Genomic DNA, 15,516 nt, shown 5'->3' with positions numbered 1-15,516 from the left:
GGGGACAACAATTCAAAAACGGTCGACATATCGACTACTGAACGTGACGAGGGGAGTTCGTCTCCGGGCGGGGGCGGCTCAGACCGGGAAGCGGCGCTCGTTGCGGTCGATCTTGGCGTCCAGTGCGGTCAGCGGGTCGACGCCGAGCACCTCGCACAGTTGGAGGAGGTACGCGAGCACGTCGGCCACCTCGTCGGTGACGCGGTGCGCGGTGTCCGGGTCGTCCATGACCCGGGCCGACTCCTCGGGCGTCAACCATTGGAAGATCTCGACCAGTTCGGACGCCTCCACGCTGAGCGCCGTGACGAGGTTCTTCGGCGTGTGGTACGGCTGCCAGTTCCGCGCGGCGGCGAACTCGGCGAGCCTGCGCTGGAGTCCGGCGACGTCGAGCGGGGCGCGCGAGGCGCGCGAGCCGGCGGGGTGGTCCGAGTCGGTCGGGTCGGTCGAGTCAGTCACGGTCCAGGTGTACCACCGTCACTCCGCCCACCCCCACGGCCCAGGACGCGTCGCTCACCGCGCCGACCAGCCGGATGTGTCCGCGCTCGCACATCCGCGCCGCCAGCCGCAGCAGTTCCGCGCGCTGGAGCGGGTCCAGCCCCCGGTCGAGTCCGTCGGCGAGCACGGTGAGGGTCTGCAGCGCGGCGGGCACCTCGCCGGGCGCGTCGACCTCCAGCACCCCGGGCCCGGTGAGCAGCACCAACGCGAGGGCGGTGTACCGCAGCTCTCCGTCCCCCAGCCGGCCGAGCTCGGTGCGGATGCCGTCGCCCCGGTCGAGCAGGGCGCGGACCAGTCCCGCGCCGTACGGTTCGGCGCGCAGAGCGGCGACCGGGCCGGCGCATCCCGCGCGCACGGCGGACACCAGGAGCCCGTAGCGGATCGCGCACTCGGCCTGGGTGCGCCACAGCACGTCGGCGAGGTTGCCGCAGCCTCCGAGCAGGCGCCCGCTGCCGAGCGACACCGGGTCGCGCATGCGGTCGGGGCGGGGGTCGCAGGCGAAGACGGAGCGCAGGGCGACCACCATCTGTTCGGCTGCGGCCAGCACCCTGCGCTGTCCGGGCGTCTTGCCCGCGACGCGCAGCGGGAGCAGCGCGGTGCCGAGCCGGTCGTCGGGCAGCGGGCCCCGGGTGACCGGGGTCGACCCGGCCGTGTGCCACGCGGCCTGCACGGTGCGCCGGCCGGGGTCGCGCAGCGCGGTCTCCAGCAGGACCACCCCGTCCGCCGTCAGCCGCTCCCCCACGATCCGCAGCTCCGGTTCGGCCTGCACGGCGACCTCCAGCCGGACCGGGCCCTCGGGGCCGTCGGCGGTGCAGCCGATCCGGAAGCCCCGGCGGTGCTGCGCGTCGGCACGGGCCCGCTCCGGCACGCACGCGTCCGGCTCGGGGAACGCCTCCCACAGCTCGGCCCCGCCGCCGAGCCGGGCGAGCGCCTCGTAGGCCCGCAGCGCGCTGGTCTTGCCGCTGCCGCTGGCCCCGGCGAGCAGGGTGAGCGGGCCGAGCGGGAGCCCGACGTTGCGATGCCCGGCGAACGCGGACAGCAGCAGCTCGGTGACGCGCGGCCGGTCGGGGTGCCCCTGGGCGGTGTCCGTGCCGGAAGGCGCGGCGGACGCGGTGGGCAGGGAAGCCGAGGACGGCGGCGGGGGAAACGGCGCGGGCCTGGGTGAAGGGACGGAGGACGGCGACGGGAGCGGCGGGGTCATGTGCGGAAGGTAAGGGGTCCGGTGCGGGGCGAACCGTTCCGCTTGTGTGGTCTTCCCCCGATCGGACGACACCCCGGCCGACTCCCGGCAGCCCCGGCCGGCTCCCGGCGGCTCACCCCTGCCGGGAGCCCTGCCCGTTCCCGGGAATCCCCATGCCCTGCATCAGTCCGGTCACCTCGGTGCCGGCCGGGGTCAGCAGGAACACGTTGCGGTCGACGCGGTGCATTCCGCTCGCCAGGCCGAAGACGACGCCCGTGCTGAAGTCCAGTACCCGCTTGGCGACCTCGCCCTCCGCGCTGGTCAGGTCGAGCAGGACCGGGATCCCGGCCATCAGGGTCTCCGCGACGTCGCGGGCGTCCGCGAACACGTTCACCCGCAGGACGACGAGGCGGCGGCGCGTCTCGGTCTCGGCCTCCGGCATGGAGCGGTGGCCCACGGAGGACGGCCAGGCGTCCCGGCCCCGCAGCGGAACGACCTGGGCCAGTCCCTCCCACTGTTCGTCGGTGACGTCGTGGCTGTTCACCGGCATGCTCCGTCCCGGGTCGCGCTGATGGTCTGCATCGGGCAATTCTTACGCATGGTCACCCGTTCGGCCCAATGCGACACACTCCGCCACCTGGGGCCGTCCGAGGTGGGGCCTCCTGCCCCGGGAACGGATCCGCTAACTTCTACACTGCTGTAGATACTTACTGTCGACACCGTCCGGGGCCCGGCAGGCCGCACGGCGTGAAGCCGACGCCCCGCACCCGAACACCTGGAGTAACGCATGGCCCTGTGGGACCGCATCAAGGAGTCCGCGTCGCAGATGCAGACTCAGCTCGACGCGAAGAAGAACGACCTGAAGAGCGGCGCGTTCCGTGACGCGAGCATGGCCATGTGCGCCCTGGTCGCCGCTGCCGACGGTTCGGTCGACCCCTCCGAGCGGCAGCGGGTGGCTCAGCTCATCGGCACCAACGACGTCCTGCGGAACTTCCCCGCGGACGATCTGCGCCGCCGTTTCGAGGAGAACCTCGACAAGCTGATCGCGGACTTCGCCTTCGGCAAGGTGAGCGTGCTGCAGGAGGTCGCGAAGGCGAAGAAGAAGCCCGCCGAGGCGCGTGCCGTGATCCAGATCGGCATCGTCATCGGCGGTGCCGACGGCGACTTCGACCAGAACGAGCAGGCGGTCGTCCGCGAGGCGTGCTTCGCGCTGGGGCTGCCGCCCCACGAGTTCGACCTGTGAGCCGCAGGCCGGACCGCGCCCGGAGGGGTGCGGTCCGGCCCGTCGCGGGAACATGGCTCCCGTCAGAATCGTTGGACCGCCGACAGACCCGACCCGCAGGAACACGAGGAGCCACGTACGTGTCCGGCAGATCGACGGACCCCCCGGGACACAGTCCCGGACCGCCCCGTCACGAAATCGTTGAAATCGGCGCCCGGCGGGGTGGTGCTGGATGAGTGCCGTGGAGGCCCTTTGGGGCCTGTTCGCCGTGTTCGTGCTGACCGCCGGCACCGGCTACTTCGTCGCCCAGGAGTTCGCCTACGTCTCCGTGGACCGGCTCGCGCTCGCCCGCGAGGCCGAGGCCGGGGACCGCAGGGCCGCCCGCGCGCTGAAGGTGCTGGAGCGGCTGTCCTTCATGCTGTCGGGCGCCCAGCTCGGCATCACCGTCACCGGTCTAGTCGTCGGCTTCATCGCCGAGCCGTCGGTGTCCGCGCTGCTCAGGCCGGCGCTGTCCGGCCTCGGGCTGCCGGACTCGGCCGTGAGCGGCATCTCCGTCGTGCTCGCCTTCGTGCTGGCCACGATCGTCCAGATGGTGCTCGGCGAGCTGGCCCCGAAGAACCTCGCCATCGCCGTGCCCGAGCGGCTGGCGAAGGCGCTGGCCGGCTCGACCCTGGCGTATCTGAAGGTCGTCGGACCGGTGGTGCGGATCTTCGACGACGCGGCCTCCCGGCTGCTGCGCCGCATCGGCATCGAGCCGGTCGAGGAGCTGCACCACGGCGCCACGCTGGAGGAGCTCGGTCATCTGATCGGCGAGTCCCACGAGCACGGGGCGCTGCCCGAGGACACCGCCACCCTGCTGGACCACGCGCTGGAGTTCTCCGAGCGCACCCTGCACGCGGTGATGGTGCCGCGCGCGGACGCCGTCTTCGTGCGCGGGGAGGCGAACGCCGACGAGGCGGTCGCCCTGATCGCCGCGCACGGCCACTCCAACTACCCCGTGCTCGGCGATCACCCCGACGACGTCGCGGGGGTGCTGGGCGTGCGCGAGCTGATGGCGGTGCCCGCCGGGCGGCTCGCGGGCGCCACGGCCGGGGCGATGGCCAGGCTGCCCCTGCTGCTGCCGGACACGCTTCCGCTGCCGGACGCGGTCGCGCGGATGCGCGAGCAGGACGACGAGTTCGCGGTCGTCCTCGACGAGCACGGCGGGGTGGCCGGCATCGTCACCTACGAGGACATCGCCGAGGAGCTGGTCGGTGACATCGCCGACGAGTCCGACAAGGTCACCGAGCTCGCGGTGGCCGACGGCGAGGGCTGGCTCGTGGACGCGGGCCGCCGGCTGGACGAGGTGGCCGAGGCGACCGGCGTCCGGCTGCCCGAGGAGGACGACTACGAAACGGTGGCCGGGCTGGTCGTGGACCGGTTGGGCCGTTTCCCCACCGTGGGTGACCGGGTCACCGTCGGGCTGCCCGGGGGCGGCCGTGCGGTGATCGACGTACGCACCCTGGACCGGCATGTCGCCGAGCGGGTGCGGATCACGCCCCTGGCCCGGGAAGAGCACAGGACGGAGGAGCCGGTATGAGTTTCCCGATGGCTCTCTTCGTGACCGTGCTGCTGCTGATCGGCAGCGGGTTCTTCGTGGCGGCCGAGTTCGCGCTGGTCGCCGCCAGACGGCACCGGATGGAGAAGGCGGCGGCCGAGGGACGGCGCGGCGCCGGTGCCGCGCTGGCCGGAATGCGCGAGCTGTCGCTCATGCTGGCCGGTGCCCAGCTGGGCATCACGGTGTGCACGCTGGGTCTGGGTTCGGTGTCCAAGCCCGCGATCTCGCACCAGCTGGACCCGCTGCTGCACTCCCTGGGTCTGCCCAGCGCGGTCAGCTACGGTGTGGCGTTCGCCGTCGCGATGACCGTGGTGGTGTTCCTGCACATGGTGGTCGGCGAGATGGCGCCCAAGTCATGGGCGATCGCCCACCCGGAGCGTTCCGCGATGCTGCTCGCCCCGTCGTTCCGTGCGGTGGTGAAGGTGGTCCGGCCGCTGATCCACGTGCTGAACGTGGTGAGCAACGCCCTGGTACGGCTGTGCCGGGTGAGCCCGCGCGACGAGCTGGCCTCGGTCCACGACCGGGAACAGCTCACCCGTCTGGTGGTGGAGTCGGAGCGGCTCGGCCTGATCAGCAAGACGGACTCGCAACTGCTCACCCGCTCGCTGACCGAGCCCGACACCCCAGTCGCCGCTCTGCGGATCCCGGCCGAGAAGATCACCTCCGTCGAGGGCGACGCGGGTGTGGACGAGGTGCTGCGGGTGGCCACCGCGCACGACCGCACCCGGCTGCTCGTCCGCGAGGGCGGCACCGTCCTCGGCTCGGTCCACGCTCGCGACGCCCTGGTCGCCCGTGCCCGCGGTCGCGCCACCAGCGCCCGTGAGCTGGCCCGCCCGGTGCCCGAGCTGACGGACACCACGACGGTCGCCGACGCGATCGACGTGCTGCGCCGGCGCCGGGGCACGCTGGCGGTCGTCCGCGACGACGCGGGCCGGCTCACCGGTCTGGTCACCCTGGACGACCTGCTGGCCCGGCTGATGCAGCCGACCGGGGGCTGACCGCACGCCGCCGGGTGTGAGCACGACAGAGCGCCGGCCGGTCCGCGACATGCGGACCGGCCGGCGCTCTGTCGTGCTCGGCTCCCGTCGTCAGCGGGCCGTGCCACCCGCGAGCGCGGCTGCGCCGGCTTCCGTGGCCCAGGCCGCGGCGTCGGTCACCACCGGGGCGCTCTCCTCGATACGGGCCGACGCCAGCGGGATGGGGGTGAACATGGCGGGTTCCTCGTCCGGGAACAGCGCGGTGGGTCCGTACACCCAGTCGGTGAAGGCCCACTCGGCGGGGTCGATCCCACGCATGATCGCGTTGCGCTGCAGCCGGGGCGTGCCGTCGAGGTGCCACAGCTCGCCCCAGGCGCGGGCAGTCGTCAGCACCCGGCGGCAGTGCTCGACACGGACCGCCTCGTACGCGGCCAGCGCGGCGTCCCAGTCGACGGCCGACCCGGCGGCGCCCTCGGCGCGCAGCCGGGCGACGTGCCGGGCGAGGACCCAGCCGTCCTCGATCGCCATGATCGCGCCCTGTGCCATGTACTGCAGCGGCGGGTGGGCGGCGTCGCCGAGCAGGGCGATGCGGCCGTGCACCCAGGTGTCGATCGGGTCGCGGTCCATCATCTGCCACCAGCGGTCCCGCCACATCAGCGGGATGCCCTTGCCCACGGTCTCGCAGGTCCCCTCGAAGGCCGCGTCGAGCTCGTCGGGGGTGCCCCAGTCCTCCTGCCCGGCGAGGGCCTTGGGCGACTGGAACACGGCGACCTGGTTGAACATCTCGCCGCCGCGCAGCGCGTACTGGACGAAGTGGCAGCGGGGGCCGACGTAGACGGTGACGTCCTTCTCGGCGATGCCGTTGTCCCGGACCTGCTCGATCGGGACGGCCGCCCGGTAGGCCACGTAGTCGGAGCTGACCACGTCGTCGCCAACCAGCTTCTGCCGGGCCACGGAACGCAGTCCGTCGGCGGCGATGACGAGCGGCGCCTCCTCGGTGTGGCCGTCGGCCAGGGTGATGCGGGCGCCGCCTGCCGTGTTCTCGAGGTTCTCGTAGTCGACGACCGTCTGGTCGGTGACCAGGTCCACGCCGGCCCGGCGGCAGGCACGCAGGAAGATCGCGTGCAGGTCGCTGCGGTGGATGACCATGTACGGGAAGCCGTAGCGGCGCTCGAGCTCGCCCAGGTCGAGGCGGACCAGCTCGCTGGAGTCGAGCGCGTCGCGCATGACCATGCTCTCGGGGACCACCCCGAGTTCCTTGGCCTCGTCGAGCAGGCCGTACTCGTCGAGGATGCGGGTGCAGTTGGGCGCGATCTGGAGGCCGGCGCCGACCTCGCCGAACTCCTTGGCCCGTTCGAGAACGCGGACGCGCAGCCCCTCCCGGGCGAGGGCGAAGGCGGTGCTGAGGCCACCGATGCCACCGCCGACGATGATGACGTCGGGTCGGCCTTCGGTGGGAGGGGTTGCTGGGGTCATCGTTTTTCCTGTCTGAGCAGGGGACCCTGCTCTGCCTGGCCGCGCCGGGATCCGGCGCTGTCGGTCAGAGCCAGGGACCCAGAGTGGGTGCCGGGCCGCCGTCGGGGGCGGTGAGGGCGTGCCTGCGCCCGGTGAGGTAGGCCGTGATCTCGGCGAGCGGACCGGTGAGCACGGTCGGCTCGCCGTCGCCGGGGAGTTCCCGGACCTCTCCGGTGTCGGTCTCCGTCAGGCGCAGCGCCGGGCCGGGGGCCTTGGCGCGCTTGGCGATGACGTCGTCGCAGAGCGCGGCGAGGAAGTCGGCCGGCAGGTCGGCGAAGGTGATGCCGGTGTCCAGGTCGACGGCGTGGACGCACACCTCGCGGGAGCGCATCCAGGGCAGTTCGGTGGCGGGCACCGTGCGGCCCTGTGCCGTCACGACCGGGTTCTGCCACTGGCCGTCACTGAGTTCCGCCGTCGACGCGGCGAGTTCGGCGGCGGACCGGCGGAGCCATCCGGTGAGTTCGGCGGCGGGCATCCCGACGCCGCGCTCGATGCCGGCGGCCCGCTCCTCGGGGGAGGCGTACATCGGGGTCTCTTCGCCGGTGGCGGCCCAGTGCACGAGGTTGCCGAGGGCGTCCGCGTTGGCGGCGACGTGGGCGACGAGTTGCCTGCGCCGCCAGCCGGGCAGGCCGCTGGGCGCGTCGTAGGCCTCGTCGTCGAAGCCGGCGGTGGCCTCGAGCACCAGGTTCGTGCCGAGCTCCGCCCAGCGGCGGGCGTCGTCGAACGTGCGGGGCATCAGGCCTGCTTCTCCTCGACGACCTTGTTCTCCAGCCGGCCGATGCCCTGGATCTCGGTGACCACGGTCTCGCCGCCGAGCAGGTAGCGGGCGGGCTTGCGGGCGTGGCCGACGCCGCCGGGGGTGCCGGTGGCGATGATGTCGCCGGGGTTGAGGCGGATGATCGTGGAGACGTACTCGACCAGGGCGACCGGGTCGAAGAGCAGGTCACCGGTGTTGTCGGACTGCATGACCTCGCCGTCCACGGTGAGCTTGACGTCGAGCGCGGGGCGGACGCCGCCGGGCAGCTCGTCGGGGGTCACCAGGTACGGGCCGACGGGGGTGGTGGAGTCCCAGGTCTTGCCCTGGAGCCACTCGCGGGTGCGGAACTGCCAGTCACGCGTGGTGATGTCGTTCAGCACGGTGAAGCCGGCGATGGCCTGCTCGGCCTGCTCGCCCTTGGCGCGGCGGACCTGCTTGCCGACGACGACGGCGAGTTCGACCTCCCAGTCGAACTGGTCGGTCTCCTCGGGGCGGACGATGTCGTCGCCCGCGCCGATCAGGGAGTCGGCGAACTTCGCGAACAGGGTGGGGTGTTCGGGCAGGTCCCGGCCCATCTCCTGGATGTGGTTGCGGTAGTTGAGGCCGACGCACACGACCTTGGAGGGCTGCGGGACCACGGGGGCGAGGTCGGCGCCCTCGGCGGGGTAGGTCGTCGCGTCGCCGGCGGCGGGGGCGGCGGCGCGCTCGGCCCAGTCGTCCTGCGCGAGCAGGGTGCCCACGTCGGGGAAGCCGAGGTCGACCAGGACGTCGCCGTCGAGCCGGACGGCCTTGGTGGTGCCGTCGGTACGGAGGGTGGCGAGCTTCATGAGCGGGTGGTTCCTTCCACGTGGGTGCGGTCGAGCCGGAGGGCTTCGAAGATCGGGGAGTCGCTGAACCGGAACAGGTCCAGGGCGCCCGAGTCGGAGTCGGTGGCACCGGCCTCGGAGCGTACGGAGAGCGGCTGCCAGGACGGGACGACGAACAGGTCGCCGCGCGTCACGGACCAGGACACGTCGCCGACGGTGACGGTGCCGGAGCCGTCGAAGACCTGGTAGACGGACGAGCCGGTCTCCCGCACCGGGGCGGTCTCGGCGCCGCGGGCCACGCGGTGCACCTCGGCGCGGATGGTGGGCAGCACGTCGGCGCCGGTCGACGGGTCGGTGAACCGGACGGCGGCGTGGCCGGGCTCGACGGTGCCGTCGAAGCCTTCCTTCTCCAGGGCGAGCTGGTCGGTGAGCGCCCGGTCGGTGTGCTCCCAGCGGTACGCCAGCAGGGGCGTGCCGGGGGCGGCCGAGCCGGCGGCGACCGGGCGCAGCCCCGGGTGGCCCCACAGGCGCTCGGAGCGGGACCGGTCCGGGGTGATCCGCTCGGCGTCGCTGATCTCGTCGCGGCCGAACTCGAAGAACTGGGACTCGCTGGTGTACTGGAACGGGATGTCCAGACCGTCGATCCAGGCCATCGGCTCGGTGGTGGCGTTGTGGTGGGCGTGCATGTTCCACCCGGCCTGCGGGAGGAAGTCGCCGCGCCGCATGGCCACCGGGTCGCGGCCGACGACCGTCCACACGCCCTCGCCCTCGACGACGAAGCGGAAGGCGTGCTGGGTGTGCCGGTGCTCGGGGGCGTCCTCGCCGGGCATCAGGTACTGGATGGCCGCCCACAGGGTGGGCGTGGCGAAGGGGCGGCCGCCGAGGGCGGGGTTGGCCAGTGCGATGGCGCGCCGCTCGCCGCCCCGGCCGACCGGGACGATCTCACCGGCCTGGGCGGCCAGTTCCCGCAGCTTCTCCCAGCGCCACAGGTGCGGTACGGCGCGGGAGCGCGGGTGGGCCGGCATGAGGTCGCCGATCTCGGTCCACAGCGGGACGAGCAGTTCGCTTTCGAAGCCCCGGTACAGCTCCTCGAGCGCCGGGGTGACGTCGGGCTGGTCCGCGGCGCTGACAGCGCTCAGGCGGACGGGAGAGCCCGTGGCAGGGGGGGTGCTGAAGGAGGTGGTCACGGATCCCACTGTCCTCCACGTCCACGGAACGGACGTGTAAATTCTGGAGAGCAGAACACCTACGAGAGGTGCAACAGACAGCGCAGGCAGTAAGGCAGCATCGGGAGGTTCGCCGTGGACAAGCCGCTCAAGACGCCGCCGCCGTACGCCATCGCCAGCGTCGACCACGCGCTGCGGGCCGCGACGATGCTCCAGATGGAGGGCTCGCTGACCGTCACGCAGGTCGCCGAGCGGCTCGGGGTGGCCCGGTCGACCGCGCACCGGCTGCTGGCCATGCTGGTCTACCGGGACTTCGCGGTCCGGGACGAGAACCGGGTCTACCACGCGGGTCCGGTGCTGGAGCTGGCGACGCACTCGCGTTCCCTGGTGTCCCGGCTGCGGACGGCGGCCCTGCCCCACCTGCACCGGGTGGTGGACCTGCTGAACGAGACCACGAACCTCACCATCCGCACGGGGGACACGGCCCGGTTCATCGCCAGCGTGGAGTGCGACCGGGCGCTGCGGGTCGGGTCCCGGGAGGGGATGGTCTTCCCGGCCCACCGGACGACGGGCGGCCTGCTGCTGCTCGCGGAACTGAGCGAGGAGGAGCTGGCTGAGGTGTACGCGAGCGAGCACTACCGCGACCGGCCCCAGGAGCGCCCGGATCTCGGCTCCTTGTCCGCGGAGCTGAAGGACATCGCCCGCGGGGGCTTCGCCGTGAACCGGAACCGCTCCGAGCGGGGCCTGGTGGCCGTCGGGGTCCCGGTCCGTGACGTCGAGGGCACGGTCCAGGCGGGCCTGTCGATCTCCATGCCGGGCACCCGCTACGACCCTCTCAACCTGCAGTTCCTGGTCAGCACCCTGCAAGCGGCGGCCCAGGCCCTGAGCACGGACCTGGCCGGGACGGCCTGAGAGCCCGACCGCCCCTCCCGCGCCCCGCGGTCAGCCGCGCCGCGCTTCCGGCACGTCCGGGGCGCCGGTGCTCAGCAGGCCGGTCCAGCTCTCGGCCAGGACGTCGACCACGGACGCGCGGTCGGCGCCCCAGCGGCCGGGGGTCCAGGTGCGGGCCACGTGGTCGAGCTGGGCCATCGCGAGCACACCGCGCAGGTGGCGGCTCTCGGGAGGGAAGCGGTCGGCCTGGTCGAGGCCCTCCTCGATGTCGCTGACGGCCTCCTCCAGCCACGCGTTCACCAGACCGCGCAGTTCCGGATCGACCGCCGCCGCCTCGAAGGCGGCCACCGTGTAGGGGCGGATCGACTCCCAGCGGCCGGAGATGCCGTACAGCCACTCGGTGATCGCCTCGCGGCTGCCGTCGTGGACGACCTCGACCAGGCGCCGGGCGGTCGAGCCGTGGACGGGTGAGTCGATGCGCTCGAGCTTCTCGTTCAGCTCGCCGATGAGCGCCCGCATCAGGTCGCTGCGGGACGGGAAGTACGCGTAGAACGTCACCCGGGTGGTGCCCGCCGCTGCCGCGATGTCGTCCACGGTGGTGGCGGCGTAGCCCTTGGTGCGGAACAGCTCCAGTGCCGAGTCCAGCAGGAGCTTGCGGGTCATCTGCTTCTGCGCCTCGCGCAGCCCGGCCATCTCAGCGCCCCCGCTTCCTGGCGTCGGACGGCTTGGGGGACGGGTCGGCCGTGGGGGCGGTCATGGCGCTCATCCTATCGCCGGCCTCCCGGCCGACGGCTTCTCCCTTACTTCACGATCATTTCTCGTACGCGACATACATTTCCTTGACGTGACGTAAAGCTAATGCCATTCTCGCCGTCACCGCGCTTCGTTCGCCACCTCCCGGAAGCCCGGTCTGCGTCCCTCCCCCCACTCCACACCACGTCACCACGTGGTCCGACGGGTCGCGCCCACCCCGTCACACCCACCGGAACCGGCCACAAGGGGCCGGGCCGTCTCACCATCCCAGTCAGGGAGACTGCAGTGACGCTCAACAACGGGACGACGACGTCCCCCGGCCCTTCCGCGGGGGCCGCCCGGAAGCCGGGCTACGCGGGCACGCTTGCTGCCGCGAGCGCCGCGGTGTTCGTGGCCCAGTTGGCCAACGCCCTGCCGGCCTCGCTCAACGGACTCTTCCAGCAGGATCTCGGCACGCACGGATCCCAGCTGACCTGGATCACGGCGTCCTTCATGATCGCCGTGGTCGTCTTCGAGTTCACCTTCGGTGTCCTCGGCGACCTGTTCGGACGCCGCAGGCTCATCGCCTCGGGTGCGGCGCTCGTCGTCGCCGGAAGCATCGTCTCGGCCGTCTCACCCAGCGTGCAGTGGCTGTGGGTCGGCGCCGCGCTGAACGGTCTCGGCGCCGGCGCCATGTTCCCCGGATCGCTCACCATGATCGCCGACGTCGCCCGCAGCGCCCTGGAGCGGGCCCGCGCCATCGCGCTGTGGAGCGGCTTCCTGTCGGCCGGTGCGGCGCTCTCCCCCCTGATCGGCGGGGCGTTCGCCAAGGTCGGGTCGTGGCGGGGCTCGTTCCTGGTCCTCGTCGCGCTGGCCTTCGTCAGCATGGTGCTCTCGCTGGTCCTGGCCACCGAGTCGAAGGCCGCCGAGGGACGCCGTCTTGACGTCCCGGGCCAGATCACCTTCGCGATCGGTCTCATCCTGGTGCTGTACGCGGCCGTGGAGGGACCCGAGAAGGGCTGGGGCGCGCCGGACATCGTGGGCGCGTTCGCCGTCGGCGCGGGCTTCCTGATCGCCTTCCTGCTGATCGAGCGCCGTGCCGAGTCCCCGATCCTCAACCTCTCCCTGTTCAAGGACCGCGCCTTCGCGGTGGGGTCGGTCGTGGCGGTCATCGGCATGATCGCCTTCCTCGGCGCGTGCTTCGCGACGAGCATGTGGCTCGGCCCGGTGCAGCACCAGGACCCGCTGCGCGTCGCCCTTCCCTTCCTGCTGCTCCAGGGACCGGCGTTCGTCCTGATCCCGGTCGTCTCCCGGCTGCTCCACCGGGTCTCCCCGAACTGGCTGCTGACCTCCGGCTTCAGCCTGATGGCCGTCGGGTCGTTCCTGTGCGCCCGGCTGGACGTCACCGACCGGAGCCTGACCCCGTTCCTCGTGCCCACCCTGCTCATCGGCATCGGCTTCGCGCTGGCCGTCAGCTCGATCACGGCCGTCGCGCTGAACAGCGTGCCGGGCCGGCTGGCCGGCATGGCGAGCGCCACCACCAACATGCTGCGCGACCTCGGCTTCGCCCTGGGCCCGGTGGTCGTCGGCGCGGTCGCCCTCAGCCACGCGGGCGAGACCTTCGCCTCGAAGCTGGCCGGTGCGAACCTGCCGCCCGACCAGCTGGGCGCCGCCACGGAGATCGGCCGGGCCGCCGGACCGATCGCCGTCAACAGTCTGCCGCCGGACGCCCCCGGAGCGGCCGCGCAGGGCATCGCCCTCGACGCGCTGGGCAGCGGCTTCGGCCTCGCGTACACCGTGTGCGGGGTCGCCGCCGCGGTGGCCGCGGCCGTGACCGTGACCGGCATGGCCGGCATCCGCGCCCCCCGCACCCTGGACACGGAGCACCCGGCCGAGCAGGACCCGGCGGACCGGTCCCAGGCCCCGACCACCGCTCCGGCGTAGTCGACCGCCGCACCGGCGGGGTCCGTGTCGTTGACCCCGCAGACGCGACCGGGTTCCCTGTGTGCCATGGCTGACGAAGCGCACACGGGGGACCCGGTTCTCGTCTTCGAGACGCAGGACGACTGGGAGAAGTGGCTGGAGGAGCACCACGACGAGGTGCCCGGAGTCTGGTTGCGGATCCCGAGGAAGGACTCCGGGCTGCCCGGCCCCGACTACGCCGCTGCTCTGGAGTCGGCGCTGTGCTACGGCTGGATCGACGGGCACAAGAAGAAGCTGGACGACACTCACTGGCTCCAGCGGTTCACTCCCCGGCGGCCGCGCAGCAAGTGGTCGAAGATCAACCGGCAGAAGGCCACCGCGCTCATCGAGGCGGGCCGGATGCGGGAGTCCGGACTGCGCGAGGTGGAGCGGGCCAGGGCCGACGGCCGCTGGGAGGCGGCGTACGCGAGCCAGAGCACCGCGACCGTCCCCGACGACCTGCGCGCCGCGCTGGACGCGGTTCCGGCGGCCCGCGACTTCTTCGGCACCCTCGACAGCCGCAACCGGTACGCGATCCTCTACCGCGTGCAGGACGCCAAGCGCCCGCAGACCAGGGCGGCCCGTATCGAGAAGTTCGTCGCCATGCTCGCTGAGGGTAAGACGCTCCATCCGTGACGCGGTGCCACGTGACGGCCTGACAGGAGCCTGCTCCTGGCAAGCGGAGAGGCGGTCCGGGCCCCGGGGCCCGGACCGCCTCTCCGGGTCAGCCCGCGAGGATCGCCTCGGCCGCCGCCACACCGCAGACGCGGGCCGCGCCGTGCGTGGCGATGTGCGGGGTGCCGCGCGGTGCGGACTGCGGGACGCCCATCTCCACGACGACGGTGTCCGGTGCGGCGGCGAGCAGGGTGTCCAGGGCGGTGCGCATCCACGGGTGCCGGTGCTCGTCGCGGACCACGGCGACCACGCGCCGGCCGGCCGCGGCCTCGAACACCCGCGCACCGGTGCCGGTGTCGGTGAAGAAGCCGGTGGTGGTGCCGGGCAGCAGCCGCTCCAGCTCCGCGCCGACGCCCCAGGGCGTCTCGTCGCCGACGGCGATGTTGGCCTCGGGGCTGAAGGTGGCCACGTACACCGGTGCGGTGACCGGTGCCGGAGGTCCGGTGCGGGTGACGGTCACCGCGCGGCGGGCCGCCGTGAGGCCGATCTCCGGCTCCGGTGCGGCCGCCGGTGCCGGGGATCGCCGCGCTTCCGCGGCCCAGCGGGCCAGCGCGCGGCCCCGCTCCGCCGCGTCGGCCAGGCGTTCCTCGGGCAACTCGCCCGAGCGGACGGCCTCGACCAGGGTGTCGCACAGCCGCCGTACGGTCTCCTCGTCGGCCAGACCGCCGCCCACACAGATCGCGTCGGCGCCGGCCGCGAGGGCCAGCACACTGCCGCGTTCGATGCCGTAGCGGCCGGCGATGGCCTGCATCTCCATGCCGTCGGTGACGATCAGGCCGTCGTAGCCCAGTTCGCCGCGCAGCAGGTCGGTCAGTGTCCGCCGGGACAGCGTTGCCGGACGGTCCGGGTCCAGCGCGGGGACCAGGATGTGCGCGCTCATCACGGCGCGCGAGCCGGCCGCGATGGCCGCGCGGAACGGTGCCAGTTCGCGTTCGGCCAGCACGGCGGCGTCCGCGTCGATGCGGGGCAGGGCGAGGTGGGAGTCGACGGCCGTGTCACCGTGCCCCGGGAAGTGCTTGGTGCACGCCGCCACCCCCGCCGACTGCAGGCCTGCGACGTAGGCGGCGGTGTGCCGGGCGGCCAGGCCGGTGTCGGCGCCGAAGGAGCGCACGCCGATGACCGGGTTGTCCGGGTTGGAGTTCACGTCGGCGGAGGGGGCCCAGTTGAAGTTCACCCCGCAGGCCGCGAGCCGACGGCCCAGCTCCGCGGCCACCGCCCTGGTCAGGTCGGTGTCGTCCACCGCGCCCAGGGCGTGGTTGCCGGGGAAGGAGGAGCCGGTGCGCACCTCCAGACGGGTGACGTCGCCGCCCTCCTCGTCGATCGCGACCAGCACGTCCGGGCGTTCGGCGCGCAGTTGCCCGGTCAGGGCGGCCAGTTGCTCGGGCGAGGCGATGTTGCGCCCGAAGAGGCCGACGGAGGTGAGGCCCTCGCCGAGGCGGCGCAGCACCCAGTCGGGCGCGGTGGTGCCGGCGAAGCCCGGTTGCAGGACGGCCAGGGCGTCCCGGGTGAGGGTGTCGGTGCCGGTGGTGAATGTCGTCATG

Annotated in this window: 15 protein-coding genes; 6 read left to right on the top strand and 9 right to left on the bottom strand. The window is 72.9% G+C overall.

The genetic code is table 11. The features are described 5' to 3' along the window. Positions 1 to 78 precede the first annotated feature (78 nt). From ACVW19_RS25900 to ACVW19_RS25890, 3 genes are all read right to left on the bottom strand, one after another. Positions 79 to 456 carry a nucleotide pyrophosphohydrolase gene (locus ACVW19_RS25900; protein ID WP_457462191.1) on the bottom strand — a complete coding sequence of 126 codons (378 nt, stop codon included), beginning with the start codon at positions 454 to 456 and terminating at the stop codon, positions 79 to 81. Next, complete coding sequence (locus ACVW19_RS25895) at positions 449 to 1,696, bottom strand: ATP-binding protein (RefSeq protein ID WP_457462189.1); 1,248 nt, start codon at positions 1,694 to 1,696, stop codon at positions 449 to 451. Before ACVW19_RS25895 ends, ACVW19_RS25900 begins: the two co-directional genes overlap by 8 nt. A gap of 112 nt (positions 1,697 to 1,808) precedes the next feature. Then, positions 1,809 to 2,225 (bottom strand): cell division protein SepF, encoded by a 417-nt coding sequence (locus ACVW19_RS25890; RefSeq protein ID WP_457462187.1) that lies wholly within the window; start codon positions 2,223 to 2,225, stop codon positions 1,809 to 1,811. A gap of 237 nt (positions 2,226 to 2,462) precedes the next feature. On the opposite strand from ACVW19_RS25890, the gene ACVW19_RS25885 reads away from it, so the two are divergent. The 3 genes from ACVW19_RS25885 to ACVW19_RS25875 all read left to right on the top strand — a co-directional run bounded on the left by ACVW19_RS25885 (position 2,463) and on the right by ACVW19_RS25875 (position 5,492). Continuing rightward, complete coding sequence (locus ACVW19_RS25885; RefSeq protein WP_457462186.1) at positions 2,463 to 2,918, top strand: tellurite resistance TerB family protein; 456 nt, start codon at positions 2,463 to 2,465, stop codon at positions 2,916 to 2,918. A gap of 211 nt (positions 2,919 to 3,129) precedes the next feature. After that, complete coding sequence (locus ACVW19_RS25880) at positions 3,130 to 4,476, top strand: hemolysin family protein (protein ID WP_457462184.1); 1,347 nt, start codon at positions 3,130 to 3,132, stop codon at positions 4,474 to 4,476. After that, complete coding sequence (locus ACVW19_RS25875) at positions 4,473 to 5,492, top strand: hemolysin family protein (RefSeq protein ID WP_457462183.1); 1,020 nt, start codon at positions 4,473 to 4,475, stop codon at positions 5,490 to 5,492. The genes ACVW19_RS25880 and ACVW19_RS25875 overlap by 4 nt, the downstream gene beginning before the upstream one ends. 90 nt (positions 5,493 to 5,582) lie before the next feature. Here ACVW19_RS25875 and ACVW19_RS25870 read toward each other — a convergent pair whose 3' ends face one another. The 4 genes from ACVW19_RS25870 to ACVW19_RS25855 all read right to left on the bottom strand — a co-directional run bounded on the left by ACVW19_RS25870 (position 5,583) and on the right by ACVW19_RS25855 (position 9,736). After that, complete coding sequence (locus tag ACVW19_RS25870; protein WP_457462182.1) at positions 5,583 to 6,947, bottom strand: FAD-dependent oxidoreductase; 1,365 nt, start codon at positions 6,945 to 6,947, stop codon at positions 5,583 to 5,585. A gap of 64 nt (positions 6,948 to 7,011) precedes the next feature. Beyond that, positions 7,012 to 7,722: a maleylpyruvate isomerase family mycothiol-dependent enzyme gene (locus ACVW19_RS25865; protein WP_457462181.1), complete on the bottom strand. Its 711-nt coding sequence runs from the start codon at positions 7,720 to 7,722 to the stop codon at positions 7,012 to 7,014. After that, positions 7,722 to 8,570: a fumarylacetoacetate hydrolase family protein gene (locus ACVW19_RS25860; protein ID WP_457462180.1), complete on the bottom strand. Its 849-nt coding sequence runs from the start codon at positions 8,568 to 8,570 to the stop codon at positions 7,722 to 7,724. Before ACVW19_RS25860 ends, ACVW19_RS25865 begins: the two co-directional genes overlap by 1 nt. Continuing rightward, the gene (locus ACVW19_RS25855) at positions 8,567 to 9,736 is read right to left on the bottom strand and encodes a cupin domain-containing protein (protein WP_457462178.1); all 1,170 of its coding nucleotides are present in this window, start codon (positions 9,734 to 9,736) and stop codon (positions 8,567 to 8,569) included. The genes ACVW19_RS25860 and ACVW19_RS25855 overlap by 4 nt, the downstream gene beginning before the upstream one ends. Positions 9,737 to 9,850: 114 nt before the next feature. Here ACVW19_RS25855 and ACVW19_RS25850 point away from each other — a divergent pair, with 114 nt between their 5' ends. Then, positions 9,851 to 10,627 (top strand): IclR family transcriptional regulator, encoded by a 777-nt coding sequence (locus ACVW19_RS25850; protein WP_457462177.1) that lies wholly within the window; start codon positions 9,851 to 9,853, stop codon positions 10,625 to 10,627. A gap of 30 nt (positions 10,628 to 10,657) precedes the next feature. Here the strand turns inward: ACVW19_RS25850 and ACVW19_RS25845 are convergent, their stop codons facing one another. After that, the gene (locus ACVW19_RS25845) at positions 10,658 to 11,299 is read right to left on the bottom strand and encodes a TetR/AcrR family transcriptional regulator (RefSeq protein ID WP_457462175.1); all 642 of its coding nucleotides are present in this window, start codon (positions 11,297 to 11,299) and stop codon (positions 10,658 to 10,660) included. A 345-nt stretch (positions 11,300 to 11,644) separates the two neighbouring features. On the opposite strand from ACVW19_RS25845, the gene ACVW19_RS25840 reads away from it, so the two are divergent. After that, on the top strand, positions 11,645 to 13,282 hold the full coding sequence (locus tag ACVW19_RS25840) for an MFS transporter (protein ID WP_457462174.1): 1,638 nt from the start codon (positions 11,645 to 11,647) through the stop codon (positions 13,280 to 13,282). Positions 13,283 to 13,348: 66 nt separating this feature from the next. After that, on the top strand, positions 13,349 to 13,936 hold the full coding sequence (locus tag ACVW19_RS25835; RefSeq protein ID WP_457462172.1) for a YdeI/OmpD-associated family protein: 588 nt from the start codon (positions 13,349 to 13,351) through the stop codon (positions 13,934 to 13,936). A gap of 88 nt (positions 13,937 to 14,024) precedes the next feature. Here the strand turns inward: ACVW19_RS25835 and ACVW19_RS25830 are convergent, their stop codons facing one another. Beyond that, positions 14,025 to 15,515 carry a glycoside hydrolase family 3 protein gene (locus ACVW19_RS25830; RefSeq protein ID WP_457462171.1) on the bottom strand — a complete coding sequence of 497 codons (1,491 nt, stop codon included), beginning with the start codon at positions 15,513 to 15,515 and terminating at the stop codon, positions 14,025 to 14,027. Position 15,516: the final 1 nt, after the last annotated feature.

It is taken from the genome of Streptomyces sp. TE5632 (genome assembly GCF_054061295.1).
Note: the sequence above shows the minus strand (reverse complement) of the source record. Positions and strands in the feature narration are given on the sequence as shown.